The organism is Burkholderia sp. 4M9327F10 (assembly GCF_005503145.1).
Lineage (GTDB): Bacteria > Pseudomonadota > Gammaproteobacteria > Burkholderiales > Burkholderiaceae > Paraburkholderia.
Map to the genome: position 1 here is coordinate 33,216 of NZ_SCNV01000028.1, position 18,431 is coordinate 51,646.

Genomic DNA, 18,431 nt, shown 5'->3' on the forward strand with positions numbered 1-18,431 from the left:
CGCCCATGCAATTCGATGCCGAATTGCTGCTGCTCGCCATGGCGCCCGTCTTCCTCGCATGTATTGGCTGGGAGGCGTGGCACCTGCGTCGCACGCGCCCGCAAGCAGGCCTGTATAGCTGGCCCGACACGCTTTGCAACGCCGCGCTCGCACTGATGCAGCAGGCCGCCGACAAGCTCGCGTGGCTCGCCATCATCCCCGTTTATGCATATTGCTTCGACCACTTCCGGGTCTACACGTGGCACGCCGGATGGGTGTCGTTCGTCGTGCTATTCGTCGCGCAGGATCTGCTCTACTACGTATTTCACCGCTGCAGCCACCGGGTGCGCTGGTTGTGGGCGGCGCATGTGGTGCACCACTCGTCGGAACGGATGAATTTTTCGACAGCGTTTCGCCAGAGCCTGATGTACCCGATTGCCGGCATGTGGGTGTTCTGGATTCCGCTCGCCGTGCTCGGCTTTCCGCCGAAGCAGATCGTCGCCATCGTGCTGATCAATCTCGGCTTTCAGTTTTTCGTCCATACCCAGGCCATCGGCAAGCTCGGCTGGCTCGAATACGTCTTGAACACGCCGTCGATCCATCGCGTTCATCACGCCCGTAACGACCGCTATATCGACCGCAATTACGCCGGCGTGCTGGTGATCTGGGACCGCCTGTTCGGCAGCTACGTGGAAGAGGATGCACACGATGCCCCGGTCTACGGCATCGTCGAGCCGCTCCATACCTACAACCCGGTGAAGGCGACGTTTCACGAATGGGCGTCGATGGGCGCCGATTTCCTGCGCGTGCCGGGATGGCGCAACAAGCTGCGCGCGCTGTTCGCGCCGCCGGCGTGGGCCGCCGCGTATCACGCCGCCTATCATGCCGCGTGCGCCGAGCAGGCTAGCGGCCTCAGCCTGCATAAATGCGCGGATGAGCGCCCAGACGAACCCGCAGGTGCATCGGCAAACCACTCGGCGGCGTTTGAAACACCGCGCAGATCGGGGAAGATTCTGTAAGCTGTCGTCACGCCGCCGAAGCGGCGGGCGCCGCCTGCATCACATGGCAAAAAAGGCCACACATACGAGGAGATGAAATCAACATGAAACAACAGGGAATGAAACAACGCGCTGTGGTGCGCCTCACGCAAGTTGCGATCGCCAGCGCAGCCTTCGCCATGCTTGCAGCCTGCGGCGGCGGCAGCAGCAATAGCAGCAGCTCGAGCAGCAGCACGCCGGCGGGCGGTGTGAACCTGCAGGTCGTCTCGTTCGGCGACAGCCTCTCGGATGTGGGCACGTATTCGCCGGTCATCGCGGCGGACTTCGGTGGCGGCCGCTTCACGACCAACCCGGGTGAAATATGGACGCAAAAGGTCGCGGAATACTACGGCGGCACGCTGACGCCGGCGTACCTCGGCGGCTTCGGCCAGCCGCTCGCCGCAGCAGGCGGCCTCGGCTATGCACAGGGCGGCTCGGACGTCGTCAACGCGCAAGGTGAAGGCTGGGCGCCTAACAACGCGGCTGCCACGACGGTGCCGGTCGTGACCCAGGTGGCGAACTATCTGGGCGCGCATACGAGCTTCAACGCGAATCAGCTCGTACTGGTGAACGGCGGCGCGAACGATATCTTCCAGTTTGCGACGACCGCCAATCTGACGGCGCTCGCCACCGCGCTGCAGACGGTATACCCGAAAGAAGTGCTGGCCGGCACGCTGCCGAACACGCAGGCAGGCCAGGTCGAGTTCATCGCCGGCTACCTGCAGCAGTTGTCCAACCCGCAGGTCGCGCAGGCCGCCGCCGCGCTCGCCGCGCAAGTCCAGACCATCGTCAGCTCGGGCGCAACCCACGTGGTCGTGTCGACGGTGCCGGACATCGGCAATACGCCGCTTGGCGTCGCGGCCAACGCGTCCACGGCTGGCTCGGCTGCCCTGCTCTCGGGAGTGACCGCAGCGTACAACGGCATCCTGGTCCAGCAACTGACAAGCCTCGGCCTGCTGGCATCCGGCAAGGTGATCGTGGCCGATGCGTTCACGTGGCTGGATCAGCAATTGCCGAACTACCAGTCGCTCGGCTTCACCGTGTCGAACACCGGCACGGCGTGTAACCTGAGCGCGATGGTGGCCAACGCAACCGCCTATGCGACTGCCAACCCGAGTGCAACGAACGGCCTGACGGCAGCGGAGTATGGCGCCCAGTTCGGCTCGTCGCTGTTCTGCTCGCCGCAGACCTACACGGTGGCCGGCGCCGACCAGACCTATATGTTCGCGGACTCGGTCCACCCGAGCACGCACACGCACGCCTTGTTCGCGCAGTACGTCGAGCAGCAAATCGCGGCGACGGGTCTGGGCAAGTAACTAACGGTGACGCAGCGGATCGAAGGGTCCGCCGTTTTACCTGTGCGGTGATGAAAGGCCCGGCTGGGGTTAGCCGGGCCTTTTTATTGATGGTGCGCGGGCGTTCGAACCCGATCCTACCGCTGCGCTTCGAACGCCGCGGCCGCCCGGCCGAGCCGGTCGTTTACCGCGATCCATTCAATCGTATCCGGCAGCTTCTCGATCAGGATGCGTGTCACGTTCGCCCGGTCGAGTGCACGCAGCAAACTGTAGAGTTCGCGCGCGTATGCATGGGGATCTTCGGGCGCCGCCACGAAGTGCACGCCATCGGCATCGGCCCAGCGGCCGGCGCGCGACACGCGGGCCACCAGTGCGACGCGCTCGTTCGGCTCGCGCGCCGCCAGCAAAGGCTCCAGCGCTTCGAACGGCAGCAGCGCAAGCGGCGTGCGCGGCGCGTAGTGTGCCTTGAGCGTGCCCGATGCCCGCGGCGCCGTGGCATCCGAGCCGTCCGGCAGACGCGGCGCCTCGCCGAGCACTTCGGCAATATCCTGCGGCGTCACGCGCCCCGGACGCAGCAGCGCCGGAAAACCGCGCGACAGATCGAGAATGGTCGATTCGATGCCGACATCCGACGAGCCGCCGTCGAGCACATGGATCGTGCCGCCGAATTCGTCGCGCACATGTTGCGCCGTGGTCGGGCTGACATGGCCGAAACGGTTGGCCGACGGCGCGGCCACCCCGCCGTGTCCGCCACGCAAGGCGCTGAATGCATCGAGCAGCGCCTGCGCCACAGGGTGCGACGGGCAGCGCAACCCCACCGAGTCCTGTCCGCCGCTCACCGCGGCGGGAATGTGCGCGGCGCGCTTGAGAATCAGCGTGAGCGGACCGGGCCAGAAAGCATCGATCAGCCGCAGCGCTTCCGGCGGCAACTGTTCGGCCCAATAACCCGGATCGCCGTGCGGCGCGAGGTGCACGATCACCGGATGATTCGTCGGCCGCCCTTTGGCCGCGTAAATGCGCGCCACCGCATCCGGGCTCTGGGCGTCGCCGCCCAGGCCGTAGACGGTTTCAGTCGGGAACGCGACCAGTTCGCCTGCGTCGAGCAGCGCGGCGGCGTGCTCGATCTGCGCGGCGTTCACCGGCGCGTCATCCGGCAAGCGCGGCGAATCCAGCGCGCCACTGTCAGCAGGTTTGGTTTGATCCGGCATGATGACTGGCGCGTCAGCCCTTCAGGATATGCAGGAGGCGAGCGCAGTCGCGCGCGGCGGTGCGGGCTTCATCGAGGGTCGCGGCGGTGAAGTTCACGTGACCCATCTTGCGGCCGGGCCGTGCTTCTTCCTTGCCGTAAAGATGCAGCCGTGCGGCCGGCATCGCCGCTACCTCATGCCATGGCGGCGTAACCGCCGCATGCTTGCCCCCGTCCGGGAACCAGATATCGCCGAGGATGTTCAGCATCACCGCCGGCGAGTGCTGGCGCGTATCGCCGAGCGGCATGCCGGTCATCGCCCGGACCTGCTGCTCAAACTGGCTGGTGGCGCAGGCATCGACCGTGTAGTGGCCGGAATTGTGCGGCCGCGGCGCCATTTCGTTGGCGACCATCGTGCCGTCTTCCAGAATGAAGAACTCGACGCACAACACGCCGATATAACCGAGCTTGTCGGCAATCCGCAGCGCGGCCTGCTGAGCCTGGCCGACCAGGGTCGGGCTCGCGTCCGGCGCGGGCACGATGGTGTGCGAAAGCACGCCGTCGCGGTGAGTATTCTGGGCAAGCGGATAGACCACCGAAGTTCCGTTCGTGCCACGTGCAACCAGCGCCGACACCTCGAACTTCAGCGGCAGGCGTTTTTCCAGCACGCACGGCACGCCGCCGAGCGAGGCATGCGCCTCGCGCACTTCCTCGGCGTTACGCACGCTCACCTGGCCCTTGCCGTCATAGCCCAGGCGTGCGGTCTTCAGAATGCCGGGCAGCACGGCACCGAGGGTGGCGTCGTCAATGGCGGCGAGCGCATCCGACGATTCGATCACCACGTGCGGCGCCACCGGAACGCCTGATTCGACAATAAAGCGCTTTTCGGCGATGCGGTCCTGCGCCACGGCCACACAACGGCCGGCCGGGCTCACGAAGGTGGTGCGGGCGAGAAAATCGAGGCTCGCGGCCGGCACGTTCTCGAATTCCGTCGAAACCGCCGCGCACAGGCGCGCGAGTTCGGTGAGCGAGGCTTCGTCGTCGTACGCGGCGCGCAGGTGGCGGTCCGCCACGGCGCCGGCCGGACTGGTTTCGTCCGGATCGAGCACGGCGACGCGATAGCCCATCGCCTGGGCGGCGAAGCAGAACATGCGGCCGAGCTGGCCGCCACCCACCATGCCAAGCCATGCGCCGGGCATAATCGGTGAAACCGGTGTGTTGTCTGGGTTCATCTCAGTGGTCGGTCACGGCTGGCGCACATCGCTGCGCGCCGCGCCGGGGGTCAGGCAATGGACAGCAGTCCCAATCGCGAATCACGCCAATCAGGCCCAATCACGCTCAATCACGTTCATTCGGGCCGTTATCGGGCCTTCATGGACGCGCTTACAGCGCGGGCAAAACCATCGCGTGCGCGGCTTCGTTCTGGCGAACGCGGAACGCTGCGAGCAGGTTCGCATACTCGGTCGAGGTCACGCTCAGAATCGACACCGCGAACAGCGCCGCATTGGCCGCGCCCGCTTCGCCGATCGCAAACGTCGCGACCGGCACGCCCTTGGGCATCTGCACGATCGAATGCAGCGAATCGACGCCCTTCAGATACTTGCTCGCCACCGGCACGCCGAGCACCGGCACGGTGGTCTTGGCGGCCAGCATGCCAGGCAGGTGCGCGGCGCCGCCTGCGCCCGCGATGATCGCGCGCAGGCCGCGCTCGCGCGCCGCCTCGGCATACGCGAACATCTCATCGGGCATCCGGTGTGCGGACACGACCTTCGCTTCATACGGTACGCCGAATTCCTGCAGGATCGCAACGGCGTGCTTCATGACTTCCCAGTCGGAACTGGACCCCATCAGCACGCCGACCAGCGGCGCAGCGTGCGTATGGGCTGTCTGTGCTGCCTGGGCAGTCTGGACTTGGCTCATCTCTCGGACTTCCTCATCTTCCTAATCGGCTTTTGCGGCCTTAAGCGAGCTTCTGCCCGGTCAGGCGCTCGAGCGCTTCCTGATACTTCGCGGCCGTCTTCGTGACGACCTCGTCCGGCAGCTTAGGCGCCGGCGGCTCTTTCTTCCACGACTGGGTTTCCAGCCAGTCGCGCACGAACTGCTTGTCGAACGACGGCGGGTTGGTGCCCACCTGGTACTCGTCGGCCGGCCAGAAGCGCGACGAATCCGCCGTCAGCGCTTCGTCCATCAGGTACAGCTTGCCGTGATTGTCCAGACCGAATTCGAACTTGGTGTCGGCAATGATGATGCCGCGGGTTGCCGCGTAGTCCGCCGCTTCCTTGTACAGCTTGATCGAGATGTCGCGGATCGTGGCCGACAGTTCGGTGCCGATGCGGCGTTCCATCTCGTTGTAGGTGATGTTCTCGTCGTGGTGGCCCATTTCGGCCTTGGCTGCCGGCGTGAAGATCGGCTCGGGCAGCTTTTGCGCATTTTGCAGGCCCGGCGGCAGCTCGACGCCACACACGGCGCCGGTGGCCTGGTAGTCTTTCCAGCCGCTGCCGGCCAGGTAGCCGCGCACCACGGCTTCGACGAGGATCGGCTCGAGGCGCTTCACCACCACGGCGCGGCCCTTCACCTGCTCGGCTTCGTCAGCCGCCACCACCGATTCCGGCGTCACGCCGGTGAGGTGATTCGGCACGATGTGCTTGAGCTTGTCGAACCAGAAATTGGCCATCTGGTTCAGCACGCGACCCTTGTTCGGAATCGGCTCGCCCATGATGACGTCGAACGCCGACAGACGGTCGGTGGTGACAATCAGCAACTGGTCGTTGCCCACCGCATAGTTGTCGCGGACCTTGCCGCGGCCGAGCAGCGGCAGCGAGCGGAGCGTGGATTCGTAGAGGGTAGACATCGTCGTAGTTCGCTAAAAGTGGGGCAAAAAATAAGACCGGAACAAAAGGGAAACGCCGTTCCCCCTATGATGCGGGAACGGCGAGACTGGCTGCAACCTGGCCGGATGGCCAGGTCCGCGCGCGGCTGCCGCGCGGGTACTGCCTGTTTAGCGGACGACCTGTGCGAGGCTGCCCGACTTGTACTTCTCCGCAATTTTATCAAGCGAAACGGGCTTGATCTTGCCGGCCTGGCCTTCCGCGCCAAAAGCGACGAAACGGTCCACGCAGATCTTCCTGGCCGCTTCGCGCGCCGGCTTCAGATAATCGCGCGGGTCGAACTTGCCCGGATTTTCCGCCATGTAGCGGCGGATCGCACCGGTGATCGCCAGACGCAGGTCAGTGTCGATATTAACCTTGCGCACGCCGTGCTTGATCCCTTCCTGGATTTCCTCGACCGGCACGCCGTAGGTTTCCTTCATGTCGCCGCCGAATTCGCGGATTTCCGCGAGCAATTCCTGCGGCACCGAGGACGAACCGTGCATCACCAGGTGGGTGTTCGGAATGCGCTGGTGAATTTCCTTGATGCGCTGGATCGACAGAATGTCGCCCGTGGGCTTCTTGCTGAATTTGTACGCACCGTGTGACGTGCCGATGGCGATGGCCAGCGCGTCGCACTGCGTCAGCTTGACGAAGTCGGCGGCCTGCTCCGGATCGGTCAGCAGCTGCTCGCGCGTCATGGTGCCTTCCGCGCCGTGGCCGTCTTCCTTGTCGCCCTTCATGGTTTCCAGCGAACCCAGCACGCCGAGCTCCGCTTCCACCGTCACGCCGATCGAGTGCGCCGCTTCGACGACCTTGCGCGACACGTCGACGTTGTACTCGTACGAAGCGACCGTCTTGCCGTCAGCCTCGAGCGAGCCGTCCATCATCACGCTGGTGAAGCCGCTGCGGATTGCCGCCATGCACACGGCCGGCGACTGCCCGTGATCCTGGTGCATCACGACCGGAATGTGCGGATACGACTCAATGGCCGCTTCGATCAGATGGCGCAGGAACGGTTCGCCCGCGTACTTCCGCGCGCCAGCCGAAGCCTGCATGATCACCGGGGCGCCGACCTGATCCGCCGCCGCCATGATGGCCTGCACCTGCTCCAGATTGTTCACGTTGAATGCCGGCAAGCCATAACCGTTTTCGGCGGCATGGTCCAGCAATTGACGCATTGATACGAGAGGCATGCTTTACTCCTTAGATTGAAACGAATCCTGTGCCGTCGGCATCTATTTTTGCAATTTTATCGCGAAGCAAACCGCATACCCGTAGGCAGCAGGCTCGAAGCCCGCCCGAAGGCTGCCCGATAAACCTGCGCACCGCCTCTCGCGGGGTGGTGCGGTTGCTTCGCCGTGCCGATCCTAAGCAGTTCTGTTGCCGATCAATACGGTTCGCCGACCCGTACGATCTTCAGCGTGTTCGTTCCGCCGGCCTGACCCATCGGCTCGCCGACGGTCAGCACAACCATGTCGCCGCGCGACGCGTAGCCCTTGCTCACCACCGTCTCCAGCGCCTGCTGCAGCGCGGTGTCGCGGTCGCTGCTGGTATCGAGATGCAGCGACGTGACGTTGCGGTAGATCGCCATGGCGCGCTCGCTGCCCACCCGCGGCGTGAGCGCGAAGATCGGCACATGGGTCCAGTGACGCGACATCCACAGCGCGGTCGAACCCGACTCCGTCAACGCCACAATCGCCTTGGCGCCGAGGTGGAATGCCGTGAACAGCGCGCCCATCGCAATCGACTGGTCGATGCGGGTGAACGTGCGGTCGAGGAAATCCTTGTCCAGCTCCGACTGCTCCGACTTTTCCGCTTCGACGCAGATCGCCGCCATGGTTTCGATGGTCTGCACCGGGTACTTGCCGGCGGCGGACTCGGCCGACAGCATCACCGCGTCCGTGCCGTCCAGCACCGCATTGGCGACGTCCGAGACTTCCGCGCGGGTCGGCACCGGCGCGTAGATCATCGACTCCATCATCTGTGTGGCGGTAATCACAAACTTGTTCGATTCGCGTGCCATACGAATCATGCGCTTTTGCAGCGCCGGAACTGCGGCATTCCCCACTTCCACGGCCAGATCGCCGCGCGCAACCATGATGCCGTCGGACGCGTCGAGGATACCTTGCAGCGCCGGAATCGCCTCGGCGCGCTCGATCTTGGCGATCATCTTCGGCTTGATGCCATAGGGCGCGCCGGCAATGTTGGCGAGCTGGCGGGCCATTTCCATGTCGGTGGCGTTTTTCGGGAACGACACCGCGACATAGTCCACGCCCAGCGACATCGCCGTGCGGATGTCTTCCATGTCCTTCGCTGTGAGCGCCGGCGCCGTCAGGCCGCCGCCCTGGCGGTTGATACCCTTGTTGTTCGACAGGTCGCCGCCGATCTTCACGGTGGTGTGAATCTCGCTGCCCAGCACGCGCACGACGTCGAGCACGATCAGACCGTCGTTGAGCAGCAGCACGTCGCCCGGTTTCAGGTCGCGCGGCAGGTCTTTATAGTCGAGACCGACGCGATCGTCGTTGCCGAGTTCGCATTCGGCATCGAGGATGAACGCGTTGCCGGGAACGAGCGTGGTCTTGCCGTTTTCAAACCTGCCGACCCGGATCTTCGGGCCTTGCAGATCAGCCATGATGGCAACTTCACGGCCCGCCTGGCGGGCCGCTTCGCGCACATATTCGGCGCGCTGGCGGTGATCGTCGGCCGTGCCGTGCGAGAAATTGAGGCGCACCACATCGAGCCCCGCCTTAATCATTTGCAGCAGGATTTCGGGCGTGCTGGAAGCCGGGCCGATGGTGGCGACAATCTTGGTGGCGCGATGCATGAGTCTCCTCGTCTGGATGGGATCGCTGGAAAGAGCGCTGCGAGTCGGGTGCGGAGGCTGCGCACCGAAGGATGCTGCCAGGGGCTGCGCGCCGGTTGAAACCAGCGTCGCTTTATGGGGTGAAGCGGTGTTCGACACCGGCGTACGCGACGCCAGCGGTGCTGCGGGTGCTACGGTCGTACCGCTGCGGGGTTCTGCGTGCGGTGCGGCGGCATGCCCGGCGGGCAAGCCTGCAACCGACTCAGTGGTCAACTCCGCGAGCGCCACGGGTGATCCGGATGCTTCGTGTGCTTCGTATGCGTGGGATAGTGCGCCGCCGGCATGACCGGCGGGTGAAACCTTGGGAACCGCTTGCTGCGGTGTCCCGCTGGAGCCTGCTACGCGCTCCTCCGTCTTGACTGCCTGCGCCGCGGTGCGTGCCGCAAGCTCAGTGGCCGCTTTGGCCGCCGAGGCGGCCTTGTCCGCGTTGGCCGCTGAGGCGGCCTTGCCCGCCCTGGCGGCAGATGCCGCGGTAGCTGCGGTCTTGCCGGCCGGCGACTTCACGCGCGTCTTTGCAGTCTTGGCCGAGGGGGAGCGCGTTGTCACATTAAGCCCGCGATTCCAGGACTTCAACTGCCGGCAGCTTCTTGCCCTCGAGGAATTCGAGGAAGGCGCCGCCGCCCGTCGAGATATAGCTCACCTTGTCGTGGATGCCGTACTTGGCGATGGCCGCGAGCGTATCGCCGCCGCCTGCAATCGAGAACGCCGGCGACTTGGCGATGGCGTCCGCCAGCGTCTTCGTGCCGTTGCCGAACTGGTCGAATTCGAACACGCCGACCGGGCCGTTCCAGACAATCGTGCCGGCCTTTTCCAGTTGCGCCGCCAATGCCTTGGCGGTTTCAGGTCCGATGTCGAGGATCAGGTCGTCGTCCTCTACGTCGGCCACGGCCTTGACTTCGGCCTTGGCGGTCGGCGAGAACTCCTTGGCCGTGACCACGTCGGTCGGGATGGGCACCGAGGCGCCGCGTGCCTTCGCCTGGTCGATGATGGCCTTCGCTTCGTTCACCAGATCAGCTTCGGCGAGCGACTTGCCGATCTTCAGACCGGCCGCCAGCATGAACGTGTTGGCGATGCCGCCGCCCACGATCAGTTGATCGACCTTCTCGGCCAGCGACTTGAGGATGGTCAGCTTGGTGGACACCTTCGAGCCGGCGACGATCGCCACCAGCGGGCGCTTCGGCGCGCCGAGCGCGCTGCCGAGCGCGTCGAGCTCAGCCGCGAGCAGCGGGCCTGCGCAAGCGACGGGCGCGTACTTCGCAATGCCGTGGGTGGTGGCTTCGGCGCGGTGGGCGGTGCCGAATGCGTCGTTCACGTAGACGTCGCAGAGCTTCGCCATCTTTTGCGCGAGCTCGTCGGAATCCTTCTTTTCGCCCTTGTTGACGCGGCAGTTTTCGAGCAGCACGACCTGGCCGGGCGCGACGTTCACGCCGTTTTCGACCCAGTTCGCCACCAGCGGCACGTCACGGCCGAGCAGTTCAGCCAGCCGCTTCGCGACCGGCGCGAGCGAGTCTTCCGGCTTGAATTCGCCTTCCGTGGGACGGCCCAGGTGCGACGTGACCATCACGGCGGCGCCGGCGTCGAGCGCAGCCTTGATGGCCGGCACGGAGGCGCGGATACGGGTGTCTTCGGTGATGTTGCCTTGATCGTCCTGCGGAACGTTCAGGTCGGCGCGGATAAACACGCGTTTGCCGGACAGCTTGCCTTCGGAGATCAGATCGGAGAGACGCAATACCTGGTTCATGAGCGATTTGCGAGTTGATTGGAAGGCGGTGACGGACAGCGCGCGAACAGCCTCCGCTCAGGAGCCCCGCTGGGGTGGCCCCGCGAACAGGCCCGACGGCATCTGTCGCAGCGTCGCGCAGTGATCCGGAAGCCGTCCATTTTAACCGATCCCCACCCCGCCATGCCTCGCGCCGAGGCGAATGTCCCGTATTTGGGAGATGTATCGCGCATGCTGCAATGCAACATGCCGCCCGGGGGTGCGGCCAAATGCCCGTTCCTTGTGCAAAAGACGTTAAAATAATGGTCTTCGCCGCTTGCCGGGTATCTTTGTACGGCCTTGCGCAACCCTTCATAACGCACCGCTGGAGAATCGTATGTCAATGGCCGACCGCGACGGCAAGATCTGGATGGATGGCAAGCTCATCGACTGGCGCGACGCCAAGATCCACGTCCTCACTCATACGCTGCACTACGGCATGGGCGTTTTCGAAGGCGTGCGGGCCTACCAGACGGCTGACGGCGGCACCGCCATTTTTCGTCTGCAGGAACACACCAAGCGCCTCTTGAACTCGGCCAAGATTTTCCAGATGGACGTGCCGTTCGACCATGAAACGCTCGCCGCCGCGCAGCGCGAAGTGGTGCGTGAAAACAAGCTCGAATCCTGCTATCTGCGCCCGATCATCTGGGTCGGCTCGGAAAAGCTCGGCGTGTCGGCCAAGGGCAACACGATCCACGTGGCCATCGCCGCATGGCCGTGGGGCGCCTATCTTGGCGAAGACGGCCTGAAAAAGGGCATCCGCGTGAAGACCTCGTCGTTCACCCGCCACCATGTGAACGTGTCCATGGTGCGCGCCAAGGCCTCGGGCTGGTACGTGAACTCGATTCTCGCCAACCAGGAAGCCACCGCCGACGGCTACGACGAAGCACTGCTGCTCGACGTGGACGGCTATGTGTCGGAAGGCTCGGGCGAGAACTTCTTCCTCGTGAACAACGGCAAGCTGTACACGCCGGACCTGTCGTCGTGCCTCGACGGCATCACGCGCGACACGGTTATCACGCTCGCCAAGGACGCCGGCATTGAAGTGATCGAGAAGCGCATCACGCGCGACGAGGTCTACACCTGCGACGAAGCGTTCTTCACCGGCACCGCCGCCGAAGTTACGCCGATCCGCGAACTCGATAACCGCACGATCGGCTCGGGCGCGCGCGGTCCGATCACGGAAAAGCTGCAAAGCGGCTTCTTCGACATCGTCAACGGCAAGAGCGAGAAGTACGCGCACTGGCTGACCAAGATCTGAATCTGAAATTAAAGCGGGCCGCCCACGTGGCGCGCCCGCGCCCTGTCTCCACAGAGAAAGCCCCATGAGCGAAATCAAGGAAATGCCGCTGGTCGAACTGTCGGCAAAAGACCTGCCCGCCTACTGTCCGAACCCGTCGATGGCACGCTGGAGCGCCCATCCGCGCGTGTTTATCGACGTCACGCACGGCGAAGCGCGCTGCCCGTACTGCGGCACGCGCTACAAGCTGCGTGACGGCGAAGTGGTCAGAGGCCACTGAAAGCCGCTCTCCGGCTGGGCACGCCCACCACCATCCGGCCGCATGCTGGGCGCGGCGCCATCTGTACCGGCGCCGCGCGCGGGCATGTGGCCGCTTCCCTTTTAAAACCTGAACGCCGCACGCCGATGCGTGCGGCGCGTTCTTTCGACACCGGAAACCCACCCTGATGCGTCGCGCGTTGGTTATCGCACCGAACTGGATCGGTGACGCATTGATGGCGCAGCCTTTGTTCTCGCGCCTCGTCAAACTGCATCCGCGCATCGCGATCGACGCGGTTGCGCCCACGTGGGTCGCGCCCGTGCTGGAGCGCATGCCCGAAATCCGCGACGTCTATGCGACGGATCTCGCGCACGGCAAGCTGCAGATGCTGCGCCGCTGGCAGCTTTCGAGCGACCTTCGCGAGGTCGGCTACGACGCGGCCTATGTGCTGCCGAATTCGCTGAAATCAGCGCTGATTCCGTGGATGGCGGGTATTCCGCTGCGCATCGGCTATACCGGCGAAAGCCGCTACGGCCTGCTAAACGTACGCCATGCGAATCCGCGCAAGGATGCCCGGCCGCCCATGCTCGGCCATTACGCGGCGCTCGCCTACAAGCCCGGCGCGAAAGTGCCCGACGACCTGCCGATGCCGCGGCTCGACACGGACCTGAACGAAGCGTCGCGCGTGTCGGCGCGTTTTAACCTGGACACGCGGGTGCCGCTGCTGGTGTTCTGCCCCGGCGCCGAGTACGGCCCGGCCAAGCGCTGGCCGCCCGAGCATTTCGCGGCGCTGGCGCAAATCGTCGGCCAGTCGTTCCCGTATACGCAGATTGTCGCGCTCGGTTCGCCGAAAGACGCGCCGCTCGCCCAGGCGATTGCCGAACGTGCGCCGAACGTGCGCAACCTGTGCGGCCAGACCGCATTGGGCGAAGCCTGCGCCCTGATCTCGCGCGCCAATGCCGTGGTCACCAACGATTCCGGCCTGATGCACGTGGCGGCCGCGCTGCGCCGGCCGCTCGTGGCCGTGTACGGCTCGACCGATCCGCGCCACACGCCGCCATTGTCCGAGCTTGCGAAGGTACAATGGTTGCATCTCGAATGCAGTCCCTGTTTTGAGCGGGAGTGTCCGCTCGGTCACCTGAACTGCTTGCGGCAACTGAGCGCCGAACAGGTGTTCGGCGACCTGCGCGGCATGCTGCTCGTGCAACGCTGAAGCGCCCGGCAACCGCACGCCGCGTTGCAAACCCGCCACGCGGCGTCACGCCCGCGCCTTGCAGCGCGGGCATTCTCGCGGTTGCTCCGGGTTGTCGTGCGTTGTCCTTGGGTTTTCCCGCGTTGTCCCGCGTTGTCCCGTTAACTGCTGCCCTGCAACTGCGCGCATACAGCGCACAAGAGACTGACGAGCCATGCCACGTTTTGCCCACATCTTCGAAGCCGCTGCCGATACCCTCAACGCCTATTACCAGGCGGTGGCGGAGGTCAATATCGACAGCCTGATGAGCCTGTGGATCGACGAGGAGTTCGCCAGTTGCATCTGTGCCGACGGCTCGCACCTGCACGGTCTCGACAGCATTCGCGCGGGCCTCGCCATCCAGCTTGAACTTGCACCGGTTTCGATCGAACCGGTGGACATCCGCGTGTACGACAGTCTTGGCACGGTGGTGTACGCGATTGCGGAAGCGCACCGGCCTGCCGACCCAAAAGCCGCACCCACCATGGTCTTCACCACTTATGTGATGGTCCACGAGCGCGGCGAATGGAAGATCGCACATATTCACGCAAGTGCGATGCCGAACGAAGCGGCAACCCAGTTTGCTGCCAAAATGCGTCATGGTCAGGGGCCTTTGCACTGACGCAGCACGTTTTCCGTTTTTTTGGTTGCCGGTATGAGCACGACGCACAACAAGAGCTTTCGTCCCCCAACCGCCCGCCCGGCGGCCGGTGAGGCGAGCGTCGAAATGTTCTATCGCGCGCCGCTGTGGCTGCCGAACAGCCATGCCCAGACCATCATTCCCGCGCTGTTTGCCCGCCTGCCGGCGGTGAGTTACCGGCGCGAGCGCTGGGACACACCCGATGGCGATTTCATCGAACTCGACTGGCTGGTGCACGAGGCGGGCGGCGAACAGCCCTCTGCCGACGCGCCGCTCTTCGTGCTGTTTCACGGCCTCGAAGGCAGTTCCGCCTCCCACTATGCCCGCACGCTGATGGCGAGCGCGCGCGAGCTCGGCTGGCACGGCGTCGTGCCGCACTTTCGCAGCTGCAGCGGACCGCTGAACCTGCTGCCGCGCTTTTATCATCTGGCCGATAGCGCCGAAGTGGACTGGGTGCTGCGGCGCCTGCACGCCGCGCATCGCGGGCCGATTGTTGCGGCAGGCGTGTCGCTGGGCGGCAATGTGCTGCTGCGCTGGCTGGGCGAGCGGCGCGAAGACGCCTCGATTATCGCCGCGGCCGCCGCAATCTCCGCTCCGCTCGACGTCCATGCCGGCGGCCGGGCGCTCTCGCAGGGCTTCGGCAAGGTGTACACGCGCAACTTCCTGAAGACGCTGAAAATCAAGGCGACGCAAAAGCTCGAACAGTATCCGGGCCTGTTCGACGTCAACGCGATGCTGGCGAGCCGCAACATGTATGAATTTGACAATGTCGTCACCGCACCGCTGCACGGCTTTCGCGATACCGACGACTACTGGACCCGCGCGACCACCCGGCCGCTGCTGCCGGAGATCACGGTGCCCACGCTGGTGCTCAACGCACGCAACGATCCGTTCCTGCCTGGCACGGTGCTGCCGGGGCGGCATGAAGTATCGGCGGCAATCGAGCTGGACCAGCCGCAGCATGGCGGCCATGTCGGCTTCATGACGGGGCCGTTTCCGGGCCGCATCGACTGGCTGTCGCAACGCGTTTTCAACTACCTCAACCCATTCGTCGACCATGGATGAGATCGTCCGCCAGGCGCTCGCCAAGTGGCCCAACGTGCCGCATTGCACCGGCTGGCTGCTGCTCGACCGGCGCGGCAACTGGCGCATGCGCGACGACGAGGCCCAGGCGCGCGGCGCACCGGGCGAACCAATCCGCCATGCAGCGCTGCTCGCTTTTATCAACCGGAACTACGAGGCGGACGCCGGCGGGCAGTGGTTTTTCCAGAATGGGCCGCAGCGGGTGTATGTGGAGCTGGGCTATACGCCCTGGGTGGTGCGGCTGGCGGCTGACGGCGACGAGCTTGCGCTGACCGATCAGGCGGGCAATAGGTTCGAGCCATCCACGGCTTATCTCGACGACGAAGGCGGTGTGCTGTTCGCGGACACGTCGACGCCTGCGCGTATCGCCGTGCTGCACGACCATGATCTCGATCTGTTTTCAGCCCATGCCGACGTGGCTGACGACGGCCGCAGCGGGCAATTCCACTGGCGCGCCGGGGTAACACTGCCGTTGCAGCCGGTGTCGCATGCCGAGGTGGCGGCACGCTTTGGCTTTGTAGCCAGTCCCGCGCTGGCCGCAAAAGGCGGCGCGGCGGCTTAGCGCTGCTATGATAAGCGCCCTCGGAAGGAGCACCGCCATGCCTGAACTCACTCACTTCGACGCCGCCGGCCAGGCGCATATGGTTGACGTCGGCGCCAAGCAGGAAACCAAACGCATCGCCATCGCACGCGGCTCGATCCGCATGCTGCCGCAGACGTTTGCGCTGATCCGCGACGGCAACGCCAAGAAAGGCGATGTGATCGGAATCGCGCGGATTGCCGCGATTCAGGGCGCCAAGCGTACCGCCGATCTGATTCCGCTGTGCCATCCGCTTGCGCTCACCCGCGTCAAAGTGGATTTCGAGCTCGACGAGACGCTGCCGGGCGTGCATTGCACGGTTCAGGTGGAGACGCTGGGGCGCACAGGCGTGGAGATGGAGGCGCTGACCGCCGTACAGGTGGGACTGCTGACCGTGTACGACATGTGCAAGGCGGTGGATCGCGGCATGACGATCACCGATGTGAAGGTGCTGGAGAAGCACGGCGGAAAGTCGGGGGATTGGGTGGCGGCGTAAGCGCTGCTGCTGCGCTTTACCGCCCCTCTGCTCCGCTAATCCCCGCTTGATCAGCGCTTGATCCCCGCTTAGTCCGCCTGCTGGCGACGACCTCAATCAGTCGTCGCTATCGTCATCATCCTGATTGATGTCTTTCGGCGGCATGCCGTACTTCTTCACCAGCTCCGCCTTAAAGCCCGCGAGGCTCTTCTGCTCGTCGCACAGCTCGTACAGATAGCCCTGTTGCGACGGCCAGTCCTTCAGCTCTTCCGCAAAAATCTTCAGTCGTGCGACGGTATCGAACGCGGCGTTGGTGTCGCCGCTCAGCGCCTGCAGCACCGCATAACGCCGCAACACCGTTTCACCCGGCAGCAGCGCGAGCGCCTGCTTGTGCATGGCGAGCTTGTGATCCAGATCCATGGCGTTCATCGGCAACAGCGTAGCCATGCCGTATTCGCCCCACGCCTGGAACAGGAACGACGGATCGTTGCCGTACTGCTCGGCAGGACTCGAGCCGTAGTACAGCACCTCGGAGCGGTTGTAGTCGCGATAGACCGGATAGAGCGCCGCGAGGCCGCCGAACACGACAAACACATACACGTTAAACGACGCACGGCTCGACACCACCCGCAGCGAGCGCGTTTCCAGCAGGCCGAACACGAACATCGCGGGCAGCAGAAAGAACATGTACTGCTGCGGATACTCGACCAGCGCGTGCATCGCCAGCACGCCGATCAGCGCAATACCAAACACGCGCGCCGCGGTATGGGGCGCACGGACCACGCGAACGAGCCACGCCACCAGACCGAGCAGCACGATCGCAAGACCGATCAGACCCGTCTTGCCCAATAGATCAAGGAAGATATCGTGCGAATTGTTGGCGATTTCGACCCCGCCCAGCATCCGCACGAAGTCGAACTGGTAGCGCGGAAACTCACCCCAGCCCACGCCTAGCAACGGGTGAGTCTTGAACATGGTCCAGCCGTACTTCCAGAGCGCCAGACGCGGTGCGATCTGGCCGGCGTCCTTGAAGCGGTCCGCGGCGGACTCGGCGAGATCGAGCTGATAGTGCACGTTGGCCCAGCGGACCAGCGCGTTGACCACAAAGAACAACACGCCCAGCGCCACCGGGATCAGCCATTCGCGGTTACTGCGGCGCAGAACCGGGTTGCGCCGCATTTCGGCAAACGCCATCCAGAAACCGGCCACCACGATCACGCCCATCTGCAGCCACGGGCCGCGCGAGACGGTCAGCGCCAGCCCGGTCGAGAAAACCACTGACAGCAGCGCCCACACGATCACCGGCAGACGCCGCGTCTGCACGAGAAACAGAGCCCCAGCCATGGCGAAGGCAATATAGGTCGCGAGGTGATTGGCCTGCGCCATATTGCCGAACGGCCGACGATCCACCGTGATGTTGTACGCCACGACGAACGGCCTGACCTTGGTCTCCAGATGAAACACCTGAATCACCTGGCAAAAGACCGCAAACAGGCCGCCGACGATCAACGCCGTCGCAGCCCAGCGCAGCACCGTCTCGTCCATCTTGGCGCGGCTGAATGCATAGCCGGTGTGGGTGGCCATGAACGCCGCCAGCAGATAGCCGGCGCCGAGCCAGTTCATCGACGGCTGCGCAACCGGGAGCACAAGCGTCTGCAAGATCAGCAGCAGCCCGAACAGAAGCGGCACGAGCGCTACCGTGGGCGAAGCGAACGTAATTTGCTGCCGCTCGGACCAGACCAGCAGAACTACGGCCGCGCTGGTCACCACGTAAAGGACCAGCGTGGTGAATTCCGCGTAAAAGGTCGGAATCGGATAGGTATGGGCGGTTACTGCGTAAGGCAGAATCAACGCACAAGCCAGCAATACGAGAGATAAATAGCGCGCGAATGGGGTGGGCATGAGGAACCAGGGGCGTCAGCAACCGGCGCACT

The 18,431-nt window shown here is 64.5% G+C and carries 17 protein-coding genes; 9 read left to right on the forward strand and 8 right to left on the reverse strand.

Going from position 1 to position 18,431, the window contains the following annotated elements:
• Positions 1-5: 5 nt before the first annotated feature.
• Entirely contained in the window at positions 6-998 is a 993-nt protein-coding gene (locus FFS45_RS23330; protein ID WP_137956997.1) for a sterol desaturase family protein, read from the forward strand.
• A gap of 83 nt (positions 999-1,081) precedes the next feature.
• Positions 1,082-2,332, forward strand: a complete 1,251-nt coding sequence (locus FFS45_RS23335; RefSeq protein ID WP_137956998.1) for an SGNH/GDSL hydrolase family protein — start codon at positions 1,082-1,084, stop codon at positions 2,330-2,332.
• A 116-nt stretch (positions 2,333-2,448) separates the two neighbouring features.
• Here the strand turns inward: FFS45_RS23335 and FFS45_RS23340 are convergent, their stop codons facing one another.
• The 7 genes from FFS45_RS23340 to FFS45_RS23370 form a co-directional block, all read right to left on the reverse strand.
• Entirely contained in the window at positions 2,449-3,519 is a 1,071-nt protein-coding gene (locus FFS45_RS23340; protein ID WP_137956999.1) for an L-threonylcarbamoyladenylate synthase, read from the reverse strand.
• Between the two features lie 13 nt (positions 3,520-3,532).
• Positions 3,533-4,729 (reverse strand): 5-(carboxyamino)imidazole ribonucleotide synthase, encoded by a 1,197-nt coding sequence (locus FFS45_RS23345; protein ID WP_137957000.1) that lies wholly within the window; start codon positions 4,727-4,729, stop codon positions 3,533-3,535.
• Positions 4,730-4,880: 151 nt separating this feature from the next.
• Positions 4,881-5,417, reverse strand: coding sequence for a 5-(carboxyamino)imidazole ribonucleotide mutase (gene purE / locus FFS45_RS23350; protein ID WP_137957001.1), 537 nt, complete (start codon positions 5,415-5,417; stop codon positions 4,881-4,883).
• Between the two features lie 40 nt (positions 5,418-5,457).
• Positions 5,458-6,348 carry a phosphoribosylaminoimidazolesuccinocarboxamide synthase gene (locus FFS45_RS23355; protein ID WP_137957002.1) on the reverse strand — a complete coding sequence of 297 codons (891 nt, stop codon included), beginning with the start codon at positions 6,346-6,348 and terminating at the stop codon, positions 5,458-5,460.
• Between the two features lie 147 nt (positions 6,349-6,495).
• The gene (gene fba, locus FFS45_RS23360) at positions 6,496-7,560 is read right to left on the reverse strand and encodes a class II fructose-bisphosphate aldolase (RefSeq protein WP_137957003.1); all 1,065 of its coding nucleotides are present in this window, start codon (positions 7,558-7,560) and stop codon (positions 6,496-6,498) included.
• Between the two features lie 194 nt (positions 7,561-7,754).
• On the reverse strand, positions 7,755-9,191 hold the full coding sequence (pyk, locus tag FFS45_RS23365; RefSeq protein WP_137957059.1) for a pyruvate kinase: 1,437 nt from the start codon (positions 9,189-9,191) through the stop codon (positions 7,755-7,757).
• Between the two features lie 586 nt (positions 9,192-9,777).
• On the reverse strand, positions 9,778-10,971 hold the full coding sequence (locus FFS45_RS23370; RefSeq protein WP_137957004.1) for a phosphoglycerate kinase: 1,194 nt from the start codon (positions 10,969-10,971) through the stop codon (positions 9,778-9,780).
• A gap of 355 nt (positions 10,972-11,326) precedes the next feature.
• On the opposite strand from FFS45_RS23370, the gene FFS45_RS23375 reads away from it, so the two are divergent.
• From FFS45_RS23375 to moaC, 7 genes are all read left to right on the forward strand, one after another.
• The gene (locus FFS45_RS23375; protein ID WP_137957005.1) at positions 11,327-12,250 is read left to right on the forward strand and encodes a branched-chain amino acid transaminase; all 924 of its coding nucleotides are present in this window, start codon (positions 11,327-11,329) and stop codon (positions 12,248-12,250) included.
• A gap of 64 nt (positions 12,251-12,314) precedes the next feature.
• A complete protein-coding gene (locus tag FFS45_RS23380) occupies positions 12,315-12,509 on the forward strand; it encodes a zinc-finger domain-containing protein (RefSeq protein ID WP_090685111.1) in 195 nt (64 codons plus the stop codon).
• 166 nt (positions 12,510-12,675) lie between these two features.
• On the forward strand, positions 12,676-13,701 hold the full coding sequence (waaF, locus tag FFS45_RS23385; RefSeq protein WP_137957006.1) for a lipopolysaccharide heptosyltransferase II: 1,026 nt from the start codon (positions 12,676-12,678) through the stop codon (positions 13,699-13,701).
• A gap of 193 nt (positions 13,702-13,894) precedes the next feature.
• The gene (locus FFS45_RS23390) at positions 13,895-14,341 is read left to right on the forward strand and encodes a nuclear transport factor 2 family protein (RefSeq protein ID WP_137957007.1); all 447 of its coding nucleotides are present in this window, start codon (positions 13,895-13,897) and stop codon (positions 14,339-14,341) included.
• 33 nt (positions 14,342-14,374) lie between these two features.
• Positions 14,375-15,424 carry a hydrolase gene (locus FFS45_RS23395; RefSeq protein ID WP_137957008.1) on the forward strand — a complete coding sequence of 350 codons (1,050 nt, stop codon included), beginning with the start codon at positions 14,375-14,377 and terminating at the stop codon, positions 15,422-15,424.
• Positions 15,417-16,004 carry a DUF2946 family protein gene (locus FFS45_RS23400; RefSeq protein ID WP_137957009.1) on the forward strand — a complete coding sequence of 196 codons (588 nt, stop codon included), beginning with the start codon at positions 15,417-15,419 and terminating at the stop codon, positions 16,002-16,004. Before FFS45_RS23395 ends, FFS45_RS23400 begins: the two co-directional genes overlap by 8 nt.
• 37 nt (positions 16,005-16,041) lie before the next feature.
• Positions 16,042-16,518, forward strand: coding sequence for a cyclic pyranopterin monophosphate synthase MoaC (moaC, locus tag FFS45_RS23405; RefSeq protein WP_137957010.1), 477 nt, complete (start codon positions 16,042-16,044; stop codon positions 16,516-16,518).
• A 96-nt stretch (positions 16,519-16,614) separates the two neighbouring features.
• On the opposite strand, the gene FFS45_RS23410 is transcribed toward moaC, so the two are convergent.
• Positions 16,615-18,399: a Wzy polymerase domain-containing protein gene (locus tag FFS45_RS23410; protein ID WP_137957011.1), complete on the reverse strand. Its 1,785-nt coding sequence runs from the start codon at positions 18,397-18,399 to the stop codon at positions 16,615-16,617.
• Positions 18,400-18,431: the final 32 nt, after the last annotated feature.

Excerpts from the sequence above, each read along its gene's own strand:
- FFS45_RS23410 (WP_137957011.1), bottom strand. The coding sequence starts at position 18,399 with ATGCCCACCCCATTCGCGCGCTATTTATCTCTCGTATTGCTGGCTTGT.
- FFS45_RS23375 (WP_137957005.1), top strand. The coding sequence starts at position 11,327 with ATGTCAATGGCCGACCGCGACGGCAAGATCTGGATGGATGGCAAGCTC.
- FFS45_RS23355 (WP_137957002.1), bottom strand. The coding sequence starts at position 6,348 with ATGTCTACCCTCTACGAATCCACGCTCCGCTCGCTGCCGCTGCTCGGC.
- waaF (WP_137957006.1), top strand. The coding sequence starts at position 12,676 with ATGCGTCGCGCGTTGGTTATCGCACCGAACTGGATCGGTGACGCATTG.
- FFS45_RS23400 (WP_137957009.1), top strand. The coding sequence starts at position 15,417 with ATGGATGAGATCGTCCGCCAGGCGCTCGCCAAGTGGCCCAACGTGCCG.
- pyk (WP_137957059.1), bottom strand. The coding sequence starts at position 9,191 with ATGCATCGCGCCACCAAGATTGTCGCCACCATCGGCCCGGCTTCCAGC.
- FFS45_RS23340 (WP_137956999.1), bottom strand. The coding sequence starts at position 3,519 with ATGCCGGATCAAACCAAACCTGCTGACAGTGGCGCGCTGGATTCGCCG.
- FFS45_RS23395 (WP_137957008.1), top strand. The coding sequence starts at position 14,375 with ATGAGCACGACGCACAACAAGAGCTTTCGTCCCCCAACCGCCCGCCCG.
- FFS45_RS23335 (WP_137956998.1), top strand. The coding sequence starts at position 1,082 with ATGAAACAACAGGGAATGAAACAACGCGCTGTGGTGCGCCTCACGCAA.
- FFS45_RS23390 (WP_137957007.1), top strand. The coding sequence starts at position 13,895 with ATGCCACGTTTTGCCCACATCTTCGAAGCCGCTGCCGATACCCTCAAC.
- FFS45_RS23330 (WP_137956997.1), top strand. The coding sequence starts at position 6 with ATGCAATTCGATGCCGAATTGCTGCTGCTCGCCATGGCGCCCGTCTTC.
- purE (WP_137957001.1), bottom strand. The coding sequence starts at position 5,417 with ATGAGCCAAGTCCAGACTGCCCAGGCAGCACAGACAGCCCATACGCAC.
- FFS45_RS23345 (WP_137957000.1), bottom strand. The coding sequence starts at position 4,729 with ATGAACCCAGACAACACACCGGTTTCACCGATTATGCCCGGCGCATGG.
- FFS45_RS23370 (WP_137957004.1), bottom strand. The coding sequence starts at position 10,971 with ATGAACCAGGTATTGCGTCTCTCCGATCTGATCTCCGAAGGCAAGCTG.
- moaC (WP_137957010.1), top strand. The coding sequence starts at position 16,042 with ATGCCTGAACTCACTCACTTCGACGCCGCCGGCCAGGCGCATATGGTT.
- fba (WP_137957003.1), bottom strand. The coding sequence starts at position 7,560 with ATGCCTCTCGTATCAATGCGTCAATTGCTGGACCATGCCGCCGAAAAC.
- FFS45_RS23380 (WP_090685111.1), top strand. The coding sequence starts at position 12,315 with ATGAGCGAAATCAAGGAAATGCCGCTGGTCGAACTGTCGGCAAAAGAC.